Below are 21,550 nucleotides of genomic sequence, written 5' to 3' on the forward strand. Positions count from 1 at the left end.
CGGTCCGGGTCCCGCTCGCGCCGGTCGCGGCGGCCCCCGCAGTGGCCGCCCCCGGCACGAGCGCCGGGCCGGTCACCGGTGCGGACGTCGTCGCGGACGTGGTCAAGGCCGCCGACCTGCACCAGGCCGCGGCCGACGCCGCCCGCAGGGCCGCCGAGGAGGCCGAGGAAGCCGAGGCCGCGCGCAGGGCCGCGGAGGCCGAGACGGCCCGGCAGGCCGAGGAGCTGGCGACGCTCGGGGCCTCCCGAGCCGCCGGCGGCGGGATCCAGATGGTGGCCGGGCGGGTCTCCTCCGGCTTCGGCATCCGTGGTGGCGCCCCGCACCAGGGGCTGGACATCGCGGCGCCGATCGGCACGCCGATCCACGTCCCGCTGGCCGGCACCGTCGTCAGCTCCGGCCCGGCGAGCGGCTTCGGGCTGTGGGTCCGCGTGCAGCACGCCGACGGCACGATCACGACCTACGGCCACATCAACCGGTCGCTGGTGAGCGTCGGGCAGAAGGTCGAGGCCGGGCAGCAGATCGCCGAGGTCGGCAACCGCGGCCAGTCCACCGGGCCGCACCTGCACATCGAGGTCACCACCACGGCCGGCACCAAGATCAACCCCAAGCCGTGGCTCGACGAGCAGGGGATCGGCTACACCTGAGCCGCAGCCGGGAAGGTCCGCGGGGACAACCACCGGACGGTACGGCCGTGCGACGACCTGACGACCGATCCGCTGGGCCGTGCGCCCCGCTCCGTCCACAGGCCCGGTCACGGCCGCGGTCCGCGGTGCCCGGTGCCCGGGTTGTCCACAGCGCCGGCGAGGACGGCTGCCGGAGGTCGGCCGGGCGGGTCAGGCTGCCGCCATGAGCCCCGTGCCTCCGGTCCCGCCCTCCTCACATCCCGCCGAGCCCGCCCAACCCGCCGATCCCGTCGATCCCGCCGTTCCCGTCCTGCCGGGTGGTTCCGAGCCGCCGGTGCGGGTCGGCACCGAGGGGCTGCTCGCCGCGGTCCCCGTGCTGATCGGGTTCCGGCCGCGGGACTCGTTGGTGCTGATCGGGACGGGCGGGCCGCGGGGCAGGCGGGTCGGTCTGACCCTGCGGGTGGACCTGCCCCCGCCGGACGAGCCGGAGCTCGTGGCCGCGCTCTGCGAGTCCGCGGCCGCCGCGCTGTGCCGGGACGACCCGGAGGGCGCGGCCGTGCTGGTCGTGGGCGGGGGCGTGCCGTCGTCGCCCGCGCCGGGGGAGCCGGAGCGGCCGCCGCGTGCCGACGTCGCGGGCGCCGCCACGCTCGCCCTGCTCGAGCGGGAGATCGGGGTGCACACCGTGGCGTGGGCCGCGGAGATCGCGGCCGGCGCTCCCTGGCGCTGCTACCCGCTGCACGACTGCGGCTGCGCAGGCACCCTGCCGGACCCGGCGAGCTCCGTCCTGGCCGCCACCGCCGTCGCGCGGGGCGCCGTGCTCCGCGACTCGCGCGAGGAGCTGGAGCAGATGCTGGAACCGGCCGGGTCCGCGGAGGCCGCAGCCCTGGCCGCCGGAGGCCCCGACGCCGGGCCCGCCGGTCCTCCGGGCGGTGGCGGATCACCGGGGTCCGGCAGCGGGAGACCGACGGAGCGGACCCCGGCCGCCGACCCGCGGCGCATGCTGCGCGAGGCCCTGGCCGACGCCGCGGCAGGGCGACTGGTCGTCGGGCGGCGGCTCGCCGGGGCGATGGCGTCTGCGCTGAGGCGGCCGTGGTTCCGCGACGAGGCCCTCGCCGCCTGCGTCGGGCCGTCCGCGCCGGCGGCCGAACAGCTCTGGGCGGCACTGGCCCGGACCGGCCCCGGAAGGGATGCCGCGACGCCGGCCGCGCTGCTCGCCGTCTCGGCGCTGCTCCGGGGCGACGGCGCGCTGGCCAACGTGGCCCTCGACCGGGCGCTCCGCGCCGACCCGGCCCACCGGCTCGCCGCCACCCTGCGGGTCGCGCTCGACGGCGGCTGGGGCCCGCGGGAGATCCGGGCGTGGCTGGAGCAGGAGCGGTGAGTGCGCGCTCAGACCGGCAGGCGGTCCTGCGCGAAGCGCCAGGCGTCGCCGACCATGGCCTCCAGGGCCGTGCGGGTGGGGTTCCAGCCCAGCTCCGTCATCGCACGCTCGCTGGAGGCGATGAGGACGGCGGGGTCGCCGGCCCGCCGCGGGGCCACGCGGGCGGGGATCGGGTGCCCGGTCGCCGCGCGACAGGCCTCCACCACCTCGAGCACGGAGAAGCCGCGGCCGCTGCCGAGGTTGTAGATGCCGTGCCGCCCCGGCTCCGCCTTCTGCAGGGCGAGCAGGTGGGCGTCGGCCAGGTCGTCGACGTGGATGTAGTCGCGCAGGCAGGTGCCGTCCGGGGTGTCCCAGTCGTCGCCGTAGATCGCGACGGACTCCCGGCTGCCCGCCGCGACCTGCAGCACGATCGGGATCAGGTGCGTCTCCACCGCGTGCCGCTCGCCGAAGCGGCCGTGCGCGCCGGCCACGTTGAAGTACCGCAGGCTCACCGCGGCCAGCCCGTGCGCCGTGGCGTACGAGGTGATCATGGTGTCGATGGCGAGCTTGCTGGCGCCGTAGGGGTTGGTCGGCCGGGTCGGCGCGTCCTCGCGGATCGGCACCTGCTCCGGCTCGCCGTACACCGCGGCGGTGGAGGAGAAGACCAGCCGCGGGATGCCGTGCTCGCGCATCGCCTCCAGCAGCCGGAAGGTGCGGACGACGTTGTTGTCCCAGTACAGCTGCGGCTTCTCCACCGACTCACCGACCAGCGAGCGGGCCGCGAAGTGCAGCACCCCGTCGAAGCCCTCGGCCAGCAGCGGGCCCGCCGCCTCGGACAGCTCGCCCTCGACGAAGCGCGCGCCCTCCGGCACCGCGTCCGCGTGCCCGGTCGACAGGTCGTCGAGCACGACGACCTCGTGCCCGGCCTCCACCAGGTGCGCCGCGTTGACGCTGCCGACGTAGCCCGCGCCTCCGGTGACGAGCAGCTTCACGAGGTCCTCCCTGGGTCCGGCACTCCTCCGCGGAACGGTCTCACGGCCCGGCCGGTTCCCCGCGTCCGGCCCCGGACACGCGGTCCCGGGGCGGAGGGATCCGGCTCCGGACACGCCGCGAGCCCCGGCGGCCGGGCCGGGGCTCGTGGTGGGACGGGCGTGGGTGCGGGCCGCCGCGGAGCGGCCCGCACGGGCGGGAGTGCCCGCTCAGACCGCGCGGACGAGGACCGCGTGCGCGATCAGCGGCGCGACGGTGGCCGTCTCGCCGCTCGAGGTGACGGGCACCGGGTCGCCGAACCGCGGGATGCCGCCCACCTCGACGTCGCCGCCCGGCACGATCCCGGCCAGCTTGAGCTCGCCCATGAGGTCCGCGTCGACCTGCACGTGCTCGGCGATGCGGCGCACCTCGACCCGGCCGCCGCCGCGACGGGCGAACTCGTCGAGGCGCTGCAGGCCGACCTCGAGGGTCGGCGGCGCCGAGGCGCGCGGAGCGCTCTCGTGGCGCTCGGGGGCACGCAGCTCGTCGAGCCCGGGGATCGGGTTGCCGTACGGCGAGACCTGCGGATCGTCGAGCAGCGCGACGAGCTTGCGCTCCACCGCGTCGCTCATCACGTGCTCCCAGCGGCACGCCTCGGCGTGGACCAGCTCCCACTCGAGGCCGATGACGTCGATCAGGAGGCGCTCGGCGAGGCGGTGCTTGCGCATGACGGCGACGGCGCGGGAGCGGCCGTCCTCCGTCAGCTCGAGGTGGCGGTCGCCGGCGACGACGACGAGGCCGTCGCGCTCCATGCGGGCCACCGTCTGGCTCACGGTCGGACCGCTCTGCCCGAGGCGTTCGGCGATCCGCGCGCGCAGCGGGACGACGCCCTCCTCCTCCAGCTCGTAGATGGTCCGGAGGTACATCTCGGTGGTGTCGATGAGATCGTTCACGGCCGGCCCCTTCGTTCGTCTGACCAGTCTAGCGGCGCCGGTCGCAGCGTCGTCGCAGCGTTGTCGGCGGTGGCTCGCGGTGCTCGCGCCCGCGATGGTCGGTGGGTGGACGCTGCTGCGTGGTGGGAGACGGTGGGAGGACGCCCGCAGCTCCGGGCCGGGCCCGGTGCCGTGCGACGCCCTCCGTCACCCGCCCCGGGTGCCGCCGCGAGCAGCGCGGGGCGACGACGCCCGTGAGCGGCGGACGCTTCCGCCCAAGGATAGACCGTGCAGGATGGTGCGCGTGTCCCCGTCGATCCACGAGCCGAACGCCGGGCCCGACCCCGGAGCGAGCCGCGAGACGCACCCCGGCGGGCGTGCCGGGACGGCTGCCGAGCCGGGCTGGAGCGCGCCGCTGATCAGCCCTGCCGGCCTCGCGGCGCTGTTGGACGCGCCGGACCGGCCGGTCGTGCTCGACGTGCGCTGGCGGCTGGGCGGCCCGCCCGGCCGCCCCGACCACCTGGCCGGGCACGTCCCGGGCGCCGGGTTCGTCGACCTGGACTCCGAGCTAGCCGACCCGCAGCGGTCCGGCGGGCTCGGCGGGCGACACCCGTTGCCGTCCGTGGCCCGGCTGGAGCAGGCGCTGCGGCGGTGCGGCGTGCGGGCCGGCTCGCGCGTGGTCGCGTACGACGACGGCGACGGCTCGGTCGCGGCACGCGCCTGGTGGCTGCTGCGCTGGGCCGGGCTGCCCGCGGACCGCGTCGCGGTGCTCGACGGCGGTTGGAGGGCGTGGCGGGCCGCGGGACTGCCCGAGGAGTCCGGGGCGTCGGCCACCCGGGACGGGACGATCGTGGTCCGGCCCGGCGGCATGCCGGTCGTCGACGCCGAGGGCGCGGCGGCGATCGCGGGTGCCGGCGTGCTGCTCGACGCCCGCGCCGCCGTGCGTTACCGCGGCGAGCAGGAGCCCGTGGACCCGCGCGCCGGGCACGTCCCGGGCGCGGTCAACGCGCCGTTCACCGAGCATGTCGGACCGGACGGGCGGTGGCTCCCGCCCGAGGAGCTCGCCGAGCGGTTCCGCGCGCTGGGGGTGGGCCGGGGGGCCGTGGGGGCCTACTGCGGCTCGGGGGTCACCGCGGCCTCGGTCGTGCTGGCCCTCGAGGTGGCCGGGCTGCGCCCGCCGGAGCGGCCCGCGGCGCTCTACGCCGGCTCGTGGTCGGACTGGAGCTCCGACCGCCGCCGGCCTGCCGCGACCGGCGCGGAGCCGGGCGATCCGGGGCAGCGGTGAGGACCCCGCCGGGACCTCCTGCACGTGGCCGCACGCGCGCGATTCGCCTACCGTCCGCGTCATGAGCCCGCGCACCTCGGTGGTCTGGACGCCGGAGTTCCTCACCTACCAGCTCTCGGACGACCATCCGCTCAATCCCGTGCGGCTCGACCTGACCATGCGGCTGGCGAGCGGGCTGGGCGTCCTCGACGGCGTCGAGCTGCTGGCACCCGAGCCCGCCACGGAGCAGGACCTGCTGCGCGTCCACGAGCCCGGCTACCTCACGGCGGTGAAGTCCGCCCCGGAGATGCCGTTCGACGTCGGGCACGGGCTCGGCACGGACGACAACCCGATCTTCTTCGGCATGCACGAGGCCAGCTCGCTCATCTGCGGCGGCTCGCTGCTCGCCGCCCGCGAGATCGCCGAGGGCCGCGCGGACCGGGCCGTCAACATCGCCGGCGGGCTGCACCACGCCATGCCGGGGCGGGCGGCCGGGTTCTGCGTCTACAACGACTGCGCCGTCGCCATCGCGTGGCTGCTCGAACAGGGCTACGAGCGCATCGCGTACCTCGACGTCGACGTGCACCACGGCGACGGCGTCCAGGCGGCCTTCTACGACGACCCGCGCGTCATGACCATCTCGCTGCACCAGCACCCGCTCACGCTGTGGCCGGGCACGGGCTGGTCGGCGGAGCTGGGCAAGGGCAAGGGCGAGGGGTACGCGGTGAACATCCCGCTGCCGCCGGGTACCGGGGACGCGGGCTGGCGCCGCGCGTTCCACGCGATCGTGCCCTCGCTCCTCGAGCAGTTCCGTCCGCAGATCCTGGTCAGCGAGTGCGGTGCCGACGCGCACGCCGAGGACCCGCTGGCCAACCTCGAGATGTCGGTCGACGGGCAGCGCGCCACCTACCAGGCGATGCGCGAGCTGGCCGAGACCACGGCCGGCGGCAAGTGGCTCGTGCTCGGCGGCGGCGGGTACGCGCTGTTCCGGGTGGTCCCGCGGGCCTGGACCCACCTGCTCGCGACCGTCCTCGACCGCGACCTCGACCCGGCGACGTCCATCCCCGCGGACTGGACCGCCCACGCCACCTCGCTCACCCGGATGCCGCTGCCGGTCGCCATGACCGACGACGCCGACCCCTCCTACTCCCCGTGGGGGGACGGCCGGGCGGACCGGGTGGACGGCGGCCTCGTCGACACCCGACGGGCCGTCTTCCCCCTCCACGGCCTCGACCCCGACGACCCCCGGGACTGAGTACATGCCTGAACGCGCACCCCGTCCGGCCGACCCGACCGGCGCTCCCGCCGGCCACCCCACCGGCACCCCGTCCGGCACCCCGTCCGGCACGGTGACCGCCGAGCCCCCGACGACCGGTGCCCCCGAGGGCGCCACGGCCGGCACCACGGCCGGCACCCCGGCCGACGGCGGCGCGGCCGGCCAGCCCGAGACGACCGCCCCGGTGCCACCGGGCGAACCCGTCGTCGGGCCCGCCTACCCGCGGCACTGGGAGGCGGACATCGTCGCCTCCGACGGCCGGATCGTGCACCTGCGCCCGATCCAGCCCTCGGACGCCGACGCGCTGCTGGACTTCCACCAGCGGTTGTCCGACCGCACCCGCTACCTGCGCTACTTCGGGCCCTACCCGCGGATCCCCCCGCGCGACCTCGAGCGGTTCGTCACCGTCGACCACCACAAGCGGGTCGCCCTCATCGCGCTGCTCGGCGACGAGATCATCGCCGTCGGCCGCTACGAGGGCCTGAGCGATCCCGACAAGCCGGACGAGCCGGTGTCCTCGGCCGAGGTCGCCTTCGTGGTGCGGGACGACCACCAGGGCCGCGGGCTGGGCTCGATCCTGCTCGAGCACCTCGCGGCGGCGGCCCGGGAGAACGGGCTGAGCCGCTTCGAGGCCGAGGTGCTGGTGGAGAACCACGCCATGGTCCGCGTCTTCCGCGAGGCCGGGTACCAGGTGCGGCGGGCCTTCGCCGAGGGCGTGCTGCACCTCGAGTTCGACATCGACCCCACCGAGCGCTCCCTCGCCGTGCGGGACTCCCGGGAGCAGGCCGCCGAGGCCCGCAGCGTGGCGAACGTCCTGAACCCGACCTCGGTGGCGGTCATCGGAGCCTCCACGGACCCGTCGAAGATCGGCCACGCCGTCCTGTCGAACCTGCTGAAGGCCAACTTCACCGGGCCCGTGTACCCGGTGAACCCCGACGCCCGGTCGGTGCGCGGAGTGCGCGCCTACCCGTCGGTCACGGACATCCCCGACCCGGTCGACCTGGCCGTCGTCGCCATCCCCGCCGCGGGGATCGACGAGGTCATGGACTCCTGCATGGAGAAGGGCGTCAAGGCGCTGGTCGTGATCAGCTCCGGGTTCGCCGACGCCGGCGGGCACGGCGTGAGCGCCGAGCGCAAGCTGGTCGCCGAGGCCCGGGCGCACGGCATGCGGGTGGTCGGGCCGAACGCGCTCGGGGTGGCGAACCTCGCCGACGAGGTCCGGCTCAACGCCAGCCTCGCCCCGGACCTCCCGCCGCGCGGCCGGGTCGGCTTCTTCAGCCAGTCCGGCGCGCTGGGCACCGCGATCCTCGCCACGGCGAAGTCCCGCGGCCTCGGGCTGTCGACGTTCGTCTCCGCCGGTAACCGTGCGGACGTCTCCGGCAACGACCTGCTGCAGTACTGGCAGACGGACCCGGCGACCGACGTGGTGCTCCTCTACCTGGAGACCTTCGGCAACCCGCGCAAGTTCGGCCGGCTCGCGCGCCGGCTCGCCCGCACCAAGCCGGTGGTGGCGGTGAAGAGCGGGCGGCACGCGCGGCCCGAGCGGCTCCGGGAGAGCGCCGTCCCGATCGACGACGCGAGCGTGCGGGCGCTGTTCGAGCAGTCCGGCGTCATCCGGGTCGAGACGATCGCCCAGCTGTTCGACACCGCGCTGCTGCTGGCCTACCAGCCGTTGCCGAAGGGCCGGCGGGTCGCGGTCGTCGGCAACTCGACCGCGCTGAACGTCCTGGTCACCGACGCGCTGCGGGACGCCGGCATGGAGACCGCGGGGGACCCGGTCGACGTCGGCGCGGCCGCGTCCCCGGAGGAGTTCGCGGCGGCCGTCGGCCGGGCCCTGGAGGCCGACGGCGAGGCCGGGGCGGACTCGATCGTCGTGGTGTTCGTGCCGCCGATCGCCACGCCGGGCGCGGAGTACGCGCGGGTGCTGCGGGAGACCGCCGGCCGGGGCGCGGGTGCGGACAAGCCGGTGGCCGCGGTCTTCCTGGCGATGGAGGGCGTGCCGGACGAGCTCGCCGTCGCGCTGCCGGACGGCACGCCCGGGCCGGGGTCGGTGCCGTCGTACGCCAGCCCCGAGCGCGCGGTGCAGGCGCTGTCCCGGGTCGCCCGGTACGCCGAGTGGCGGGAGATGCCGGTCGGGGAGTTCGTGCAGCCGGACGGGATCGACGTCGACCGGGCGCGGGCGCTGCTCGAGCGCCTCGGGGTGGGCGCGGAGGCGGACGGGAAGACCCGCACGCTGACGGACGACGAGGCCGTCGAGCTGCTGACGTGCTTCGGCATCCCGGTCACCGTGTTCCGGCGGGCCCGGGGCGTCGAGGCCGCGGAGCGGGCCGCCGAGGAGCTGGGGTACCCGATCGCGCTCAAGGCGGTGGGGGACCAGTGGCGACACCGCACCGACCTGGTCGGCGTGCGCCTGGACCTCGGCTCGGCGGCCGCGGTGCGCCGCGCGTTCGCCGACCTGGAGCGGGTGACCGGCAAGGACGAGGTCTACGTGCAGCGGATGGCGCCGAGGGGCACGTCGTGCGTGCTGGAGGTGGCGGAGGACCCGTCGTTCGGCTCGCTGCTGTCCTTCGGCATCTCCGGGATGGCCACCCAGCTGCTCGACGACCGGGCCTTCCGGGTGGTGCCGCTGTCGACCGAGGACGCGGCGGCGCTCATCCGCGCGCCGCGGGCGGCGCCGCTACTCACCGGGTACCGCGGCTCCGACCCGGCCGACCTGGCCGCGTTGGAGGACCTGGCGCTGCGGGTCGGGGCGATGGCCGAGGCGCTGCCGGAGGTGCGCTCGCTGGCGCTCGACCCGGTGCTGGCCTCGCCCGAGGGCGCCTTCGTCACCGGCGCCCGGGTCGTGCTGGGCCCCCCGCCGACCCGCGACGACCACGGCCCCCGCCGCCTCGGCTGACGCAGGATGGAACCATGATGCGCAGTTTGGTCGTCTTCGAGAGCGTTATGGAACCATGATGCGCGAGAAGGTGGCTGTTTCGCGCATCATGGTTCCATGACGCGGGCGGTCAGGTGCGGAAGGTGACCTGCAGGGTCGGGGTGCTGGTCTCGGCGAAGAAGTCGTTGCCCTTGTCGTCCACCACGACGAAGGCCGGGAAGTCCTCCACCTCGATCTTCCAGACCGCCTCCATGCCGAGCTCCGGGTACTCCAGCACGTCGACCTTGCGGATGCAGTCCTGCGCCAGCCGGGCCGCGGGGCCGCCGATGGAGCCCAGGTAGAACCCGCCGTTCGCCGCGCAGGAGTCGGTGACCTGCTTCGACCGGTTGCCCTTGGCCAGCATCACCAGCGACCCGCCGGCCTCCTGGAACTGCCGGACGTAGGAGTCCATCCGCCCGGCCGTCGTCGGGCCGAAGGAGCCCGACGCGTAGCCCTCGGGGGTCTTGGCCGGCCCGGCGTAGTACACCGGGTGGTCCTTCATGTACTGCGGCATCGGCTCGCCCGCCTCCAGCCGCTCGGCGATCTTCGCGTGCGCGATGTCGCGGGCCACCACCAGCGGGCCGGTCAGCGAGACGCGGGTCTTCACCGGCAGCTGCGAGAGCGTCGCGCGGATCTCCGCCATCGGGCGGGTGAGGTCGATCTTCACGACCTCGTCGGCGCCGGATTCGGACAGCTGCTCCTCGGTGACGTCCGGCAGGTACTTGGCCGGGTCGCGCTCGAGCTGCTCGAGGTACACGCCGTTCGGGGTGATCTTCGCCTTGGCCTGGCGGTCCGCCGAGCAGGACACCGCGATGCCGACCGGCAGCGAGGCGCCGTGGCGGGGGAGCCGGATCACCCGGACGTCGTGGCAGAAGTACTTGCCGCCGAACTGCGCGCCGATGCCGAAGTTGCGGGTCAGCTCGAGGACCTGCTGCTCCAGCTCGGGGTCGCGGATCGCGTGCCCGAGCTCGGAGCCCTGTGTGGGCAGGGCGTCGAGGTAGCGCGCCGAGGCCAGCTTCGCGACCTTGAGCGTGTACTCCGCGGACATGCCGCCCACCACGACGGCGAGGTGGTACGGCGGGCAGGCCGCGGTGCCCAGCGAGCGCAGCTTCTCGTCGAGGAACGCGGCGAGCTTCTTCGGGTTCAGCAGCGCCTTCGTCTCCTGGTAGAGGAAGGTCTTGTTGGCCGAGCCGCCGCCCTTGGCCATCACCAGGAACTCGTACCTCGGCTCCCGGCCCGGCGCCGCGTAGAGCTCCACCTGCGCGGGCAGGTTGGTGCCGGTGTTCTTCTCCTCCCAGAAGGACAGCGGTGCCATCTGCGAGTACCGCAGGTTGAGCTCGTCGTAGGCCTCGAAGACCCCGCGCGAGACGGCCTCCTCGTCCGCGCCGCCGGTCAGCACCGTCTCGGTCCTCTTGCCGATGACGATCGCGGTGCCGGTGTCCTGGCACATCGGCAGCACGCCGCCCGCCGAGACGCAGGCGTTGCGCAGCAGGTCCGTGGCGACGAACCGGTCGTTGCCGGAGGCCTCGGGGTCGTCGATGATCGCGCGCAGCTGCGCGAGGTGGCTCGGGCGCAGGTGGTGCTGGATGTCCTTGACGGCCTCGCGGACCAGGCCGGTGATGGTGGTGGGATCGATCTCGAGGAACGTCCGGCCGGCCGCCTCGACGACCTTCCCGGCAGGGAGGTCGAGCTCGCGGTACTCGGTCGCGTCGTCCCCGAGCGGGAGCACGTCGGTGTGGTGGAACTCGGGCATGGGAGGGACGCTACCTCCGCCCCGTGCCGGGACCGGCACCTCACGGGCGTGATGCTCGCCCCGCTCCGCACGGGCCGCTCGGGTGACCGGACCGGCCCCCGACCGGTCCGGTCACCCCTGGCGCCACCGACGGCACACCGGGGACCGGCAGCCGCGGTGGGGGTTGGAGGGGGGCACCCACGACCCTCCCGGACCCGCCCGCCCGCGTCAAACAACGGGCTGGTTTCTCCACCCGCACGTCGTAATGTGAGTCACATGCCTCATTCCATTCTCGGGACCGCCGTGCGGCGGATCGAGGACCCCGACCTGATCACCGGCGCCACCACCTACGTCGGCAACGTCGTCGCCGGCCGCACGGACGTCCTGCACGCCGCGTTCGTCCGCTCCCCGCTGGCGCACGCGACCGTCACCGCGATCGACACCTCCGCGGCCGCGGCGGCCGAGGGCGTCGTCGCCGTCTACACCGCCGCCGACCTGAAGCTCCCCGCGCACCACGGGCTGATGGTGCTCAACCCCGACATGCCCCGGCCGCCGCTGGCCACGGACCGGGTCCGGTTCGTCGGCGAGGCCGTGGCGCTCGTCGTCGCCGAGTCGAAGGCCGCCGCGGTCGACGCCGCCGAGCTGGTCGAGGTCGACTACGACCCGCTGCCCGCCGTCGTCGACCCCGAGGCGGCGCTCGCTGCGGACGCCCCGCTCCAGTTCCCCGACGCCGGTTCCAACGTGGCGGCCGGGCTGCGGTCGGCGGAGGGTGCCGCGGTGCTCGACGGCGCCGAGGTCGTCGTGCGGGCCCGGATGGTCAACCAGCGGATCGCCGTGGTGCCGCTGGAGGGCAACGCGATCCTGGTCGACCCGACGGACGCCGACCACGAGCTCGTCGTGCACGTGTCCACCCAGATGCCGCACGGCTTCCGGGCCCAGCTCGCGGGCCTCTTCGGGCTCGAGCCGGAGGCGGTGCGGGTGATCGCGCCGAACGTCGGCGGCGGGTTCGGCGGCAAGGCCGGGATGATCGCCGAGCACACCGCGACGGTCGGCGCCGCGCGGGCGTTGGGCCGCCCGGTGGCGTGGGTCGAGACGCGCTCGGAGAACCTCGTCTCGATGCCGCACGGGCGCGGCCAGGTCGCGTACTACGAGCTCGGGCTCACCCGCGAGGGGCGGATGACCGGGCTGCGCTGCCGGGTCGTCGGCGACGCGGGCGCCTACGCCGGGTTCGGCGGGGCGCTGCCGCTGCACATGACCTACGTGATGGCGCCCGGCGTCTACGACATCCCGAAGGTGGGGTACGACGCCGTCGCCGCCCTGACCAACACCACGCCCATGGGCGCGTTCCGCGGGGCGGGCCGGCCGGAGGCCGCGGCGCACCTCGAGCGGCTGGTCGACATCGCCGCGGCCGAGCTCGGCCTCGACCCGGTGGAGCTGCGCCGGCGCAACTTCCTCGATCCCGCCGCGTTCCCGCTGACCACGCCGGTCGGGGCGCACTACGACGTGGGCGACTACGACCTGCCGCTGCGCGAGGCCCTGCGGCTCGCCGACTACGAGAAGCTGCGCGAGGAGCAGGCCGCGCGCCGCGAGGCCGGCGACCCGGTACAGCTGGGCATCGGGGTGTCGGTGTACGTGGAGATCACCGCGGGCGGCGGGGGCAGCGAGTACGGCTCGGTGCGGGTGCATCCGGACGGTACGGCGACGGTGCAGGCGGGGACCTCGGCCCACGGGCAGGGGCACGCGACGTCGTTCGCGATGCTCGTGTCGGACCGGCTCGGCATCCCAATGGAGAAGATCACCTACGAGCAGTCGGACACCGCGAGCGTGCCGCGCGGCGGCGGCACCGGCGGCTCGCGGTCACTGCAGATGGGCGGGTCCGCGGTCCGGGTCGCGGCCGACGACGTCCTGAAGGAGGCGATCCAGCGGGCGGCGGCGCTGCTCGAGGCGAACCCGGACGACGTCGCGCTCACCGACGACGGGGAGTTCGGCGTGACGGGCGTGCCGTCGGCCACCGTGACGTGGGAGCAGGTGGCGGCCGAGGGGGAGATCTTCGCCGGGGTCGACGAGCAGCAGGCCGACGCCACCTACCCGTTCGGCGCGCACCTGTCGGTGGTCGAGGTCGACACCGACACGGGCCGCGTCCGGCCGCGGGCGCACATCGCGGTCGACGACTGCGGGCGCGTGCTGAACCCGCTGCTCGTGGAGGGGCAGCAGCACGGCGGCCTCGCGCAGGGCATCGCGCAGGCGCTGTACGAGGAGGTCCTCTACGACCCGGAGGGCAACCCGACCACCGCCACGCTCGCGGACTACCACATCCCGACCGCGGCGGACCTCTTCCCGTTCGAGGCCGTCACCACCGAGACGCCCACCCCCCGCAACGTGCTCGGCGCGAAGGGGATCGGCGAGTCCGCCACGATCGGCTCCACGCCGGCGGTGCAGAACGCGATCGTCGACGCGCTGCGCCCCTTCGGGGTCACGCACGTCGACCTGCCGTGCACCCCGGAGCGCATCTGGCGGGCCGTCCGGACGGGCGGCGGCGCGCAGTGGCGCGAGCCCGCGGACGTCTTCGCCGGCTTGCCGGTGCGGGGCGGCGACTCGCAGGACGAGTCCGGCGCGATCTAGGACGCGGCCGGACGGTCGCATGATCGACGGGCACGTTCGGCCGTCCGGGGGTGGGTGCGCCCGGCACCCACCCCCGGGGCTGAAAACGGACCCGTGGTGGCGCAGACTCTTGCCCGTGACGCGAGGAGCGAGCGTGGAGCGCACGCGATGAGGCTGGCCACCATCCGGACCGCCGCGGGGACGCGCGCGGTCCGGGTCGACGCGACCGGGGCGACCGAGACCGGCGACGCCGACCTGCGGGCCCTGTTGTCCCGCCCGGACTGGGCCGAGCACGCGGCGGCCGCGGCCGGCCCGTCGCACGCCGTCGACGGGCTCGACTACGCGCCCCTGGTGCCGTCGCCCGAGAAGATCATCTGCGTCGGGCTGAACTACCGCGATCACGTCCTCGAGATGGGCAACGAGCTGCCCGAGTACCCGACGGTGTTCGCCAAGTACGCGCCCGCGCTGGTCGGCGCGTACGACGAGATCGAGCTGCCCACTGTGTCCGAGCAGGTCGACTACGAGGCCGAGCTGGCCGTGGTCATCGGGCGGCCGGTGCGGCACGCCGACGAGGCCGCTGCGCGGGCCGCGATCGCCGGCTACACGATCCTCAACGACGTCAGCGTCCGGGACTACCAGAACCGGACCAAGCAGTTCCTGCAGGGCAAGACGTTCGAACACAGCACGCCGCTGGGCCCCGTGCTCGTCACGCCGGACGAGCTGCCCGAGGGCGGGTGGGCGATCTCCTCGACGCTCGACGGCGAGGTCATGCAGAGCTCGACGACCGACCAGCTCGTGTTCGGGGCGGTCGACCTGGTCGTCTACCTGTCGGCGATCCTGACCCTCAACCCGGGCGACGTCATCGCCACCGGCACACCCGGCGGCGTCGGCCACGCCCGCCGCCCCCCGCGGTACCTGACGGACGGCGCCGAGCTGGTCACCGCGATCGCGGGCATCGGCGAGTGCCGCAACGTCTGCCGGCTCGCGAAATGACCCGCACGCTCGAGCGGTCGCTGGCGTGGGCCGGCGACGGCGCGGCGCACCTGCGCGGGCTGATGGACCGGATGGGCGACGACGCCTTCCGCGCCCCGTCCGCGCTGCCGGGCTGGACCCGTGCGCACGTGCTCAGCCACGTCGCCCGCAACGCCGAGGCGATGGTCAACCTGCTGCACTGGGCGCGGACCGGGGAGGAGACCCCGGCCTACGCCGACGACGCCCAGCGGGACGCGGACATCGAGAGCGGGTCGCGGCGGGAGCCCGCGGCGATCCGCGAGGACGTGGTCGCGACCTCGGACAAGCTCGCCCAGGTCGTCAAGGCGATGCCCGAGGAGGCGTGGTCGCGCAGCATCCGCAACCGGCAGGGGCAGGAGGTGCCGGCCACCGAGATCGCGTGGATGCGGGCGCGGGAGATGTGGATCCACTCCGTCGACCTCGACGTCGGCGCCTCCTTCGAGGACTTCCCGCAGCCGATGCTGTGCGAGCTCGTCGCCGACGTCGTCGCGAACCTCGCGGCGCGGCCCGGGGTGCCGGCGGTGCAGCTCGTCGCGAGCGACCGCAACCAGGTGTGGTCGACGGCGGCGGAGGGCACGCCGCCGGAGGTCTCGGTGGAGGCACCCGTCGCCGACCTGGCGGCGTGGGTGTCGGGCCGCGGCCGTCCGCGCCGGATCCGCGCGGTCACCCCCGAGGGCGAGCCCAGGCCGGTGCCGGAGCTGCCCGCCTGGCTGTGAGGGCCCGCGCCGATCAGGGGCGGTCGCGGCGGGTGAGCTCGTCCAGCCGCGCCTGCACCTCCTCCAACCGGACGAGGGTCTCGTCGAGGCGGGCGTGCAGCACCGCGATCTCGGCGGAGAGGAGGGCGACGGTGCCGGGGTCCTCGGCAGGGGCCGCCGGCGCCGCGGCCGCGGGCGCCGCGGCCGTCGGGTCTGCCGGGGGATCGCCGAGCCCGGTCGGGCTGCCCTCCAGCACCACCTGCACCCCGCCCGCGAGCTCGGCGAACCGCTCGGGGCGGAGCACCGGCCGGTCGGCGGCGCAGTTGCGGCAGACCGGGAGGAGCCGCCGCCAGCCCACGCTGCCCGCGCCGGAGTCGGCCAGCAGCTCGGCGGGGCGGCCGCAGTCGCAGCGGCCGATGCGGACCGTCTTCACACGCTGGCGGGCGTACCGCAGGCCGCGCTCGTAGCGCCGGTACCGCCCCGACGCCGCGACCTCCAGCAGCACCGCGCTGCGATGGTCGGGCTCGCACGCGAGGTCGCGCGCGGCGCCCATCTCGTGGAAGCAGTAGAACCCGCAGTCACACCAGCGCGACGGACAGGCGTGCCGCGAGCCGTGCGCGCAGATGGCGTCGTCCACCGCGCGGTAGACGTGCGCCCTGCCGAGGGTCACGCCGCTGAACCCGCAGCTCGCGCCGTCGGCGGCGAGCATCGGGTACGCGAGCTTGAACCCCGGCAGGGGCTCGTCGGAGTGTTCGCGCGGGCTGCGGGCGAAGGGACCGCCCACCGACCCGGCCCGGTCTCAGACCCGGGCGGGGCGCTCGGCCGGGGCGTCCTCCGCCAGGGCGGCGGTGACGACCGGGACCGTCTCGTGCGTCTGTGGTGCCGGCTCCCGCGTCTCGGCGAGGCGGTCGGCCTCCCGGTCGATCGCGACACCCTCCGCCAGCTTCCTGCCCAACCTCATGACGCCTCCCGGTTGTAGCGGTGAACGCTTGCGTACCAGGCTGATCCTTCGCCGCGGAGTTGTCCAGAGGAGGGCGTGACGACCGTGTTGCGCCTCGCCCGGACGGCGGCACCCGGGAGGCACGCCGGGTAGGCCCGGCCCCCGCCCCTCGCCCGTTCGAGGTGATGCGGCGAGGCGACACCCCTGCGTGAGGGTGTCGGCAGGCACCGCACGACTGGCGCGCAGGACCGGCGGGGCGACGCACGACTGGCGGGCGCCGCACGACCGGCGGGCGCCGCGCAGCCGCCGCGGGCGCCGCACACCCGCCGGGGTGCCACACACCCGTCGCGGCGCCGCACACCCGTCGCGGCGTCGCACACCCGTCGCGGAGCCGCACACCCGTCGCGGAGCCGCACACCCGTCGCGGCGCGGCGACACCCTTGACGTGCGCGGCACACCCCGTCGACGGCCTGTGTGGCGCCTGATGGGGTGTGCGACCGGGGAGCCTGGGACGCGCCGCCGCACGGCGGCCGGGAGCGCGCCGGGCACCCGCCGGGAGGCCGCACCGCCGCCGGGCCTCGCACACCCGTGAGTGCCGCGCACCCGCCGGGTTTACCGCACACCTGTCGCGGCGCGGCGGCACACCCCTGACGTGCGCGCACACCCTGTGGACGGCCTGTGTCGCGCCTGATCGGGTGTGCGGTCGGGGCGGGCGGGCTGGGACGCGGCGTCGCTCGAGTCGCCGAGCGGCCTCGTGGCCGGGCGGCAGGGGTGCGGAGGCGGCGCGCGCACGGGCCCGCACACCCGGTGAGGCGTCGCGCGGGCCGTCGACCGGGTGTGCCGAGGAGGGGCCGGGTGTGAGGCGGGGCCGGAGCGGGTGTGGCGCACCCGTCCGGATGTGCGGGCGCGGCAGAGCCGCCAGTGAGTCCCCGGCGGGGCGGTGCCGGCAGGCAGTCAGTCCCGGCCGTCCCGGCAGCGAGTTGACGGCAGGCGGTGTCAGCAGTGGGTCCTGGCGGTGCTGACAGTGAGTCCCCGCCCGCCCGCCAGGGCGGCGCAGCAGTGGGCCCCGGGCGAGGTCGGCAGTGAGTCCCGGCGGTGCCGGCGCCGAGTTCGGCTGGACGGTGCGACGGCCGCTCGGCACCGTGCGGTCCCGGGTGCAGACGAGGCTCGCGGCGAGGTCGGGGGCGGGGGAGACGCCGGGGGCGCCGGGGGATCGGTGCGCACGGGCGGCTCCGTCCGGCCGGCGGGGACTTGGGAAATCGGACTCGGGATACGACAACACCCGGCGCTCCGCCGCACAGGTGGGCCGGTCCGACCGTAGGGTGCGCGCGTGACCTGCCCCGCGAGCGGTCCCGGAGACCGGGCCCCCGGCACGGCCCCGGCCAGGGACCGCGGCACCGATCGGCGCCCGGTCCCGGATTTCGCCGCCGTCCGCGCCGAGTTCGGGTTGCCCGCGGACGGCACGGTCTTCCCCGCCGCGGTGCTCGCGGAGGCCGAGCGTGCGGCCGCGGGCGACGGCGCCCGCGACGGTCCCCGGGTCGACGCCACGGACGTCCCGCTGGTGACCATCGACCCGCCCGGCTCGAAGGACCTGGACCAGGCGGTGGGCATCACCCGGACGCCCCGCGGCTTCACCGTGCACTACGCCATCGCCGATCTCGGCGCCGTCGTCGAGCCCGGCGGCGCGTTGGACGCGGAGGTCCGCCGCCGCGGCCAGACGCTCTACCTGCCCGACGGCGCGGTCCCGCTGCACCCGCCGGTCCTGTCCGAGAACGCCGCGAGCCTGCTCCCCGACGGGCCCCGCGCGGCCGTGCTCTGGCGGATCGACCTCGACGCGGAGGGCGCCGTCCGCCGCACCGACGTCCGGCGTGCGCTCGTGCGCTCCGCGGCGCGGCTCGACTACGCCGGCGTGCAGGCCGCGGTCGACGCGGGGAGCCCGCACCCGGCGATCGCCGCCCTCGCCGAGCTGGGCCCGCTGCGCCGCGCCCGGGCCGTCGCGCGCGGGGCGGTCGAGCTGGAGCTTCCGGAGCAGGAGGTCGTGCGGGACGGGGCGGGGTGGACGGTACGGGTCCGCCGCCGCAGCCCGGTGGAGGACTGGAACGCGGAGATCTCGCTGCTCACCGGCCAGGTCGCGGCGCAGATGATGCTCGACGCGGGGGTGGGCCTGCTGCGGACCCTGCCGGCGCCGGACCCCGAGGCGGTCGCCACGCTGCGGGCGACCGCGCTGGAGCTCGGCCTGGACTGGCCGGCCGGCGCGTCGCCCGCGCAGGTGCTCGCCGCGCTGCCGCGTCCGGCCGGTGGTGCCGACGCGGCCGATCCCCGCGCGCTGGCCGTCCGGCGGGCCGCCACGACCCTGCTGCGCGGCGCCGCCTACGCGGCCTTCGGCGCGGGGACGCCGCCGCCCGCCGACCCCGCGACCGGCGGGATCGGCGCGCCGTACGCGCACGTCACCGCGCCCCTGCGGCGGCTGGTCGACCGGTTCGGCAGCGAGGTCTGCCTGGCGCTCGCGGCCGGCCGGGACGTGCCGGCCTGGCTTGCGGAGGCGCTCCCGGCCCTGCCCGGCCTGATGAGCGCGTCGGACACTCTCGCCGCGCGCGTCGACCGGGCCTGCACGGACCGCACGGAGGCGGCGCTGCTCGCCGGCCGGGTCGGGGAGGAGTTCGCGGGCGTGGTGCTGCGCCGGGAGCCCGGCGAGGTCTTCCTGGCCGATCCGCCCGTCCTCGCGCGGTGCGAGGGTGCCCTCGAGCCGGGCAGGACCGCCCGGGTCCGGCTGGTCGAGGCCGATCCCGTCACCGGCCGCGTCAGGTTCGCCTTACCGAACTGACGCCGACGGCTCAACCCCGATCGAGTGTCCGCACGAACACGCGGCGCGACGGCCCCTCGCAGGACTAGCGTCGTCCGCCGGCACGAAAGCCGGGGTGGAGGTCGAGGGTGGCGCAGGTCAGGTACGGGATCGAGCACGAGCTGGCGTTCCGCCGCGCCGACGGGGCGTTCGCGGACTTCACGAACACGACCTTCGAGGAGCTGCAGGGCATCGTCGACGCCCTGCCCGAGGATCCCGCCGACTACCCCGACCTGCGGATCGGCGACCAGGGCATCAAGCGCAAGCGGTGGTACGTCGAGGGCTTCGAGCGCTTCGACGGGTCCGGCGCGCTGGTCCGCTGCGACCCCAAGGGCGTCGAGATCCGCACCCGGATCCACGACTCCGTCGAGGCGGCCGTGCGCGCGCTCGCGGACGACCTCGCCGCGCTGGAACGGCAGGCCCGGTTGCGCGGCCTGGAGCCGTACCCGATCGGGTTCAACCCGGTGCGGTCGAGCTACCCGGTCGTTCCGGAGCTCAACGCCTGGGAGCGCGCCCACCGCACGGCCTCGCCGGAGGAGCGCACGGCGCACCTGCACATGGTCACGCACGGGCCGGACCTGAACCTGTCCGTCGCGGGGCTCGACGGCGCGGCGCTGGTCGACGCCGGCGAGAAGCTCACCCACTACAGCCCGTGGCTGGTGCCGTTCGCCTTCTCCTCGCCCTTCCGCGACGGCGAACCCTGGGGCGGGCTGTCGGCCCGGACCGCGGTGCGCACCGGCCTGCGCCCGGCCGCGATGGTGTTCCTGGAGCCCGGCTCGCCGTACGCGGTCGACTCCGATCCCTCCCTCACCCAGCCGGCGCGGCTGCCGGCGGAGGTCGGGCGGATCGAGTTCAAGGCCTTCGACGCCTGCCCGGACCCGGAGCTGTACGGCGAGCTGCTCAGCCTGCTCACCGGCCTGGTGCTGGACGACACCCTGCCCGGCCGGCGCCGGACGCCCGACGCGGCGCTGCACCGGCACGTCGCCGTGGAGGGGCTGGCCGACCCGGAGACGCACGCGGGCTCGGGTGCCCTGCTCGACGCGGCGGAGCGTGCACTCGCGGACCGTCCGGCGGACCTCGCTCGGCTCGGGTCGCTGCGGGAGCGGTGGCGCGCGCGCGAGTGCCCGGCCGCCGCGATGCTCGCGCGGGCGCCGCTCGTACCGGCCCTGCGCGGGTCCCTCGATCGCCGGCGCCGCCCCGTCGCCCGGCCCTCATGAGCGAACGGCGCTCTCGCTCGTCCGACGGGAGCGGGAGCGCCGTTCGCCCAGGTCGGTCAGTGGTAGGTGTGGGCCTCGTCGGGGTAGGCCCCGCCCCGGACGTCGGCGGCGTAGGCGCGCGCCGCCTCCAGCAGGAGCCCGCCGAGGTCGGCGTAGGGCTTGACGAAGCGCGGCTTGCGGCCCCGGTTCATCCCGGCCATGTCGGACCAGACGAGCACCTGCGCGTCGCAGTCCGGACCCGCGCCGATCCCGATCGTCGGGATCGTGAGCTCGGCGGTGACCCGTTTGGCGACCTCGCCGGGCACCATCTCGAGCACCACCGCGAAGGCGCCGGCCTCCTGGAGGGCCAGCGCGTCGTCGACCAGGCGCTGCTCGGCGGACTGGCCGCGGCCCTGGATCCGGAACCCGCCCAGCGCGTGCTCGCTCTGCGGGGTGAAGCCCAGGTGCGCCATGACCGGGATGCCGGCGGCGGTGAGCGCCTCGACCTGCGGCGCGTAGCGGGTGCCGCCCTCGAGCTTCACGGCGTGCGCGCCGCCCTCCTTCAGGAACCGGAACCCGGTCTCGAGGGCCTGGGCGGGAGAGATCTGGTAGCTGCCGAAGGGCAGGTCGGCGACGACGAGGGCGTGCTTGGCGCCCCGGACGACCGCCTTGACCAGCGGCATCAGCTCGTCGACGGTGACGGGCAGGGTGTTGTCGTAGCCGAGGACGTTGTTGCCCGCGGAGTCGCCGACGAGCAGGACCGGGATGCCGGCCTCGTCGAAGATCTCCGCGGAGTAGACGTCGTAGGCGGTGAGCATCGGCCAGCGCTCGCCGCGCTGCTTCATCTCGGCGAGGTGGTGCACGCGGGTGCGCTTCTGCGGGGCGGCGCTGCGGTAGGGCGCCTGCACCTCGCCGTGCGCCGGGCCGCCGTGCGCCGGGCCGCCCTGCGCCGGGCCGCCCTGTACAGCGCCGTTCGCGGGGATCCCGCCGTTCGGGGGCAGGGGTGTGGTGTCGCGGGACATCGTCGTCCGTCCTCCCTCGAGGCCTGCGCGGCAGGTCCCCGGGTCGTCTGGGTCGTCCAGGTCTGGCGGCACGAGCGTGTCACCCGCATGCGGCCGTGCGCACGGCCCGGCGACGCACCTCACACGGCGGGGTGCCGGCCGGTCGTCGCACCCGGGGTGGCGCCGCACGCCGCCGC

The 21,550-nt window shown here is 75.8% G+C and carries 16 protein-coding genes; 10 read left to right on the forward strand and 6 right to left on the reverse strand.

Annotated features, from left to right (window positions below; translation table 11 throughout):
* Together ACFQH9_RS26190 and ACFQH9_RS26195 are read left to right on the forward strand one after the other, a co-directional pair.
* The coding region (locus ACFQH9_RS26190; RefSeq protein WP_379570010.1) for a M23 family metallopeptidase at positions 1-644 on the forward strand (644 nt) is incomplete at its 5' end.
* 202 nt (positions 645-846) lie between these two features.
* A complete protein-coding gene (locus tag ACFQH9_RS26195) occupies positions 847-2,001 on the forward strand; it encodes a DUF4192 domain-containing protein (RefSeq protein WP_379570012.1) in 1,155 nt (384 codons plus the stop codon).
* Between the two features lie 8 nt (positions 2,002-2,009).
* Here the strand turns inward: ACFQH9_RS26195 and galE are convergent, their stop codons facing one another.
* Positions 2,010-2,972, reverse strand: a complete 963-nt coding sequence (galE, locus tag ACFQH9_RS26200; RefSeq protein WP_379570014.1) for a UDP-glucose 4-epimerase GalE — start codon at positions 2,970-2,972, stop codon at positions 2,010-2,012.
* A gap of 207 nt (positions 2,973-3,179) precedes the next feature.
* Positions 3,180-3,902, reverse strand: coding sequence for a metal-dependent transcriptional regulator (locus ACFQH9_RS26205; RefSeq protein WP_379570016.1), 723 nt, complete (start codon positions 3,900-3,902; stop codon positions 3,180-3,182).
* Between the two features lie 394 nt (positions 3,903-4,296).
* On the opposite strand from ACFQH9_RS26205, the gene ACFQH9_RS26210 reads away from it, so the two are divergent.
* From ACFQH9_RS26210 to ACFQH9_RS26220, 3 genes are all read left to right on the forward strand, one after another.
* Positions 4,297-5,166 carry a sulfurtransferase gene (locus ACFQH9_RS26210; RefSeq protein ID WP_379570063.1) on the forward strand — a complete coding sequence of 290 codons (870 nt, stop codon included), beginning with the start codon at positions 4,297-4,299 and terminating at the stop codon, positions 5,164-5,166.
* A 61-nt stretch (positions 5,167-5,227) separates the two neighbouring features.
* Positions 5,228-6,400, forward strand: coding sequence for an acetoin utilization protein AcuC (locus ACFQH9_RS26215; protein WP_379570018.1), 1,173 nt, complete (start codon positions 5,228-5,230; stop codon positions 6,398-6,400).
* 4 nt (positions 6,401-6,404) lie between these two features.
* Positions 6,405-9,317, forward strand: a complete 2,913-nt coding sequence (locus tag ACFQH9_RS26220; protein WP_379570020.1) for a bifunctional acetate--CoA ligase family protein/GNAT family N-acetyltransferase — start codon at positions 6,405-6,407, stop codon at positions 9,315-9,317.
* Positions 9,318-9,426: 109 nt separating this feature from the next.
* On the opposite strand, the gene ACFQH9_RS26225 is transcribed toward ACFQH9_RS26220, so the two are convergent.
* Positions 9,427-11,088, reverse strand: a complete 1,662-nt coding sequence (locus ACFQH9_RS26225) for a fumarate hydratase (protein ID WP_379570023.1) — start codon at positions 11,086-11,088, stop codon at positions 9,427-9,429.
* 255 nt (positions 11,089-11,343) lie between these two features.
* Here ACFQH9_RS26225 and ACFQH9_RS26230 point away from each other — a divergent pair, with 255 nt between their 5' ends.
* The 3 genes from ACFQH9_RS26230 (at position 11,344) to ACFQH9_RS26240 (ending at position 15,395) form a co-directional block, all read left to right on the forward strand.
* Positions 11,344-13,689 carry a xanthine dehydrogenase family protein molybdopterin-binding subunit gene (locus ACFQH9_RS26230; RefSeq protein ID WP_379570025.1) on the forward strand — a complete coding sequence of 782 codons (2,346 nt, stop codon included), beginning with the start codon at positions 11,344-11,346 and terminating at the stop codon, positions 13,687-13,689.
* A 147-nt stretch (positions 13,690-13,836) separates the two neighbouring features.
* Positions 13,837-14,661, forward strand: coding sequence for a fumarylacetoacetate hydrolase family protein (locus tag ACFQH9_RS26235; RefSeq protein ID WP_379570027.1), 825 nt, complete (start codon positions 13,837-13,839; stop codon positions 14,659-14,661).
* Positions 14,658-15,395 (forward strand): maleylpyruvate isomerase family mycothiol-dependent enzyme, encoded by a 738-nt coding sequence (locus ACFQH9_RS26240; RefSeq protein WP_379570029.1) that lies wholly within the window; start codon positions 14,658-14,660, stop codon positions 15,393-15,395. The genes ACFQH9_RS26235 and ACFQH9_RS26240 overlap by 4 nt, the downstream gene beginning before the upstream one ends.
* Before the next feature lie 13 nt (positions 15,396-15,408).
* Here the strand turns inward: ACFQH9_RS26240 and ACFQH9_RS26245 are convergent, their stop codons facing one another.
* On the reverse strand, positions 15,409-16,158 hold the full coding sequence (locus ACFQH9_RS26245; RefSeq protein ID WP_379570031.1) for a hypothetical protein: 750 nt from the start codon (positions 16,156-16,158) through the stop codon (positions 15,409-15,411).
* Between the two features lie 15 nt (positions 16,159-16,173).
* Positions 16,174-16,335, reverse strand: a complete 162-nt coding sequence (locus tag ACFQH9_RS26250) for a hypothetical protein (RefSeq protein WP_379570033.1) — start codon at positions 16,333-16,335, stop codon at positions 16,174-16,176.
* A 1,309-nt stretch (positions 16,336-17,644) separates the two neighbouring features.
* On the opposite strand from ACFQH9_RS26250, the gene ACFQH9_RS26255 reads away from it, so the two are divergent.
* Together ACFQH9_RS26255 and ACFQH9_RS26260 are read left to right on the forward strand one after the other, a co-directional pair.
* A complete protein-coding gene (locus tag ACFQH9_RS26255; protein WP_379570035.1) occupies positions 17,645-19,138 on the forward strand; it encodes an RNB domain-containing ribonuclease in 1,494 nt (497 codons plus the stop codon).
* A 107-nt stretch (positions 19,139-19,245) separates the two neighbouring features.
* Complete coding sequence (locus tag ACFQH9_RS26260; RefSeq protein WP_379570037.1) at positions 19,246-20,373, forward strand: glutamate-cysteine ligase family protein; 1,128 nt, start codon at positions 19,246-19,248, stop codon at positions 20,371-20,373.
* A gap of 56 nt (positions 20,374-20,429) precedes the next feature.
* On the opposite strand, the gene panB is transcribed toward ACFQH9_RS26260, so the two are convergent.
* Positions 20,430-21,374: a 3-methyl-2-oxobutanoate hydroxymethyltransferase gene (gene panB, locus ACFQH9_RS26265; RefSeq protein WP_379570039.1), complete on the reverse strand. Its 945-nt coding sequence runs from the start codon at positions 21,372-21,374 to the stop codon at positions 20,430-20,432.
* Positions 21,375-21,550 lie beyond the last annotated feature (176 nt).

The organism is Pseudonocardia lutea (genome assembly GCF_042658055.1).
GTDB classification, from domain to species: Bacteria; Actinomycetota; Actinomycetes; order Mycobacteriales; family Pseudonocardiaceae; genus Pseudonocardia; species Pseudonocardia lutea.